The organism is Sphingopyxis sp. (genome assembly GCF_036402335.1).
Lineage (GTDB): Bacteria > Pseudomonadota > Alphaproteobacteria > Sphingomonadales > Sphingomonadaceae > Sphingopyxis.
Window position 1 is genome coordinate 1 of sequence record NZ_DASWTD010000009.1, and the last position, 2,042, is coordinate 2,042.

General features: G+C 68.2%; 2 protein-coding genes. Both read left to right on the forward strand.

Annotation, left to right across the window (positions count from 1 at the left end; genetic code table 11):
• On the forward strand, window positions 1-954 hold a 954-nt coding region (locus tag VGD20_RS00185), incomplete at its 5' end, for a hypothetical protein (protein WP_331132515.1).
• Between the two features lie 53 nt (window positions 955-1,007).
• On the forward strand, window positions 1,008-2,042 hold a 1,035-nt coding region (locus VGD20_RS00190; RefSeq protein WP_331132516.1), incomplete at its 3' end, for a hydrolase.

A 2,042-nucleotide genomic window follows, 5' to 3' on the forward strand; every position in this document is an offset into this window, starting at 1 on the left:
ATCCTCCCCTGGGCCGCAAAGAGCGGAGCCGAAATCTGCCCGATCGACTGGATGCCGCCGATCGACGATCAGTTGCTGGGGTTCGGGCTCGACCTCGACGCCCCGCCCGAGACGCGCAAGGCGCAGGGATTTCAGGGTTTCCTGACCTTTCCCGATCGCAAGATTCTCGATTGGGACTTTTTTTCCGCCGAAGACCCGGCGGTGCTTGCGCCGCCGCAGAAATGGGCGAGCGAACCCGCGCCGCGCGCCGACCGCGACCTGCCACGCCGTCTCTATCTCTATCGCACCTTCATGCAGGCGCAGCGCATCCGGGCGATCGCGCACAAGCGAAAGGGTGAAACCGTCGTCGTCGTCGTCGGCTATTTCCACAAGCCCGACATCGAAGCGATCCTGAAGACCGATCCGGCGATCGACCTCGTGTCGCCCACCAGTCTCGGCCAGCCGGACGATAGGGCGGTGCACGCCGCAACGACGGCCGAGCATCGCGCTGCCATCCTCTCGTTCAACCTGCTCGGCATGCAGGCGGCGACCGGCGTCGTGAACCGGGACTGGGTTGCGCGCGTGCTCGCGGATTTCACAGGCGAGGCGCCCTCGCCCGAAGCGCAGCTGTTCCACACACGCCACGCCGTGCTGTCGGGCACGATAACGCTGTCCGACGCAGCACGGCGGTACGAAGCGATCGCGAACGATGCGGCGGCGGCGAGGCCCTTCGGCTGGGACGGCGTCAAGGACCGGGCGCGGATCGATTCCTTTTTCGACCCGTTCGGCAATCTCGAGGTCCGGCAACGCGCGCGAATCGAACTGGCGCGGACGCTCTTTGCGCAAGGCAAGGCGGCCCGGGCCAGACAGTTGCTCGACCGGCTCGCCAGCGAGCTTTCACCGCGCAAGGCATTGCAGCTTCGCGGCTATACGCCGTTGCTCCAGCCGCCCTCGCCGACCGCCGGGGCGGGTTGAAGCGACGACGTCGGGGGTCGCCAAAAGGCATCGCGCACGTCTATAGCCGGGACATGACATCCATCACCGCAACCGAAAATGCGACCCTCGAACGCGCCGCCGATGCGCCGATGCTCGCACAGGTCGAACGATGGGCCGCAGTAAACAGCGGCACGGGCAATCTCGCGGGATTGAAGACCGTCGCGGGACTGCTCGCCGATGCCTTCGCGGCGCTTCCCGGCGATGTCCGGCTGGTCGCCGCCGACCCGGTCGAGAGCGTCGACGGCGCCGGCGCCGTCAACATCATCCAGCGCGGCGATCATCTGCATGTCCGGGTGCGCCCCGAGGCGCCGGTACAGTTGCTGCTGACCGGGCATATGGACACGGTGTTTGCCGCCGACCATCCGTTCCAGACGTTGAAATGGCTGGAGGACGGTGTGCTCAACGGCCCCGGCACCGCCGATATGAAGGCGGGTATTTCGGTGATCCTCGCCGCGCTGACCGCGCTCGAGGCGTCGCCGCTCGCGAGCCGCATCGGCTATGACGTGATGATCAACAGCGACGAGGAAACGGGGAGCCAGGCATCGGCGCGGCTGATCGCCGAACTCGCCAGGGGCAAGACCGCGGCGCTGACGTACGAACCGGCGCTGCCCGACGGCACGCTGGCCGGCGCGCGGCCGGGCAGCGGTAATTTCTCGATCGTCGTCCACGGCCGCGCCGCGCACGCCGGGCGCAATCCGCACGAGGGGCGCAACGCGTTGCTCGCCGCCGCCGATCTCGCGCTGCGGCTCGGCGCGCTGAAGTCCGACACGCTGAAGGTCAATCCGGCGAAGATCGACGGTGGCGGCCCGAACAATATCGTCCCCGACAGCGCGATCCTGCGCGTCAACATGCGCCCTTCGACCCCCGACGCCATGGCGGCCGCCGAAGCCGCGATGCGCGACGCGATCGCGGCGGTATCGCGCGAGCATGATGTCCACTGCCATGTCCATGGCGGCTTCAACCGCCCCCCCAAACCCCTCGATGCGGCGGCCACCCGCCTGTTCGAGCTGGTGCGCGATTGCGGCGCGGCGCTCGGCCTGCCGCCGATCAGCTGGAACGCGACGGGC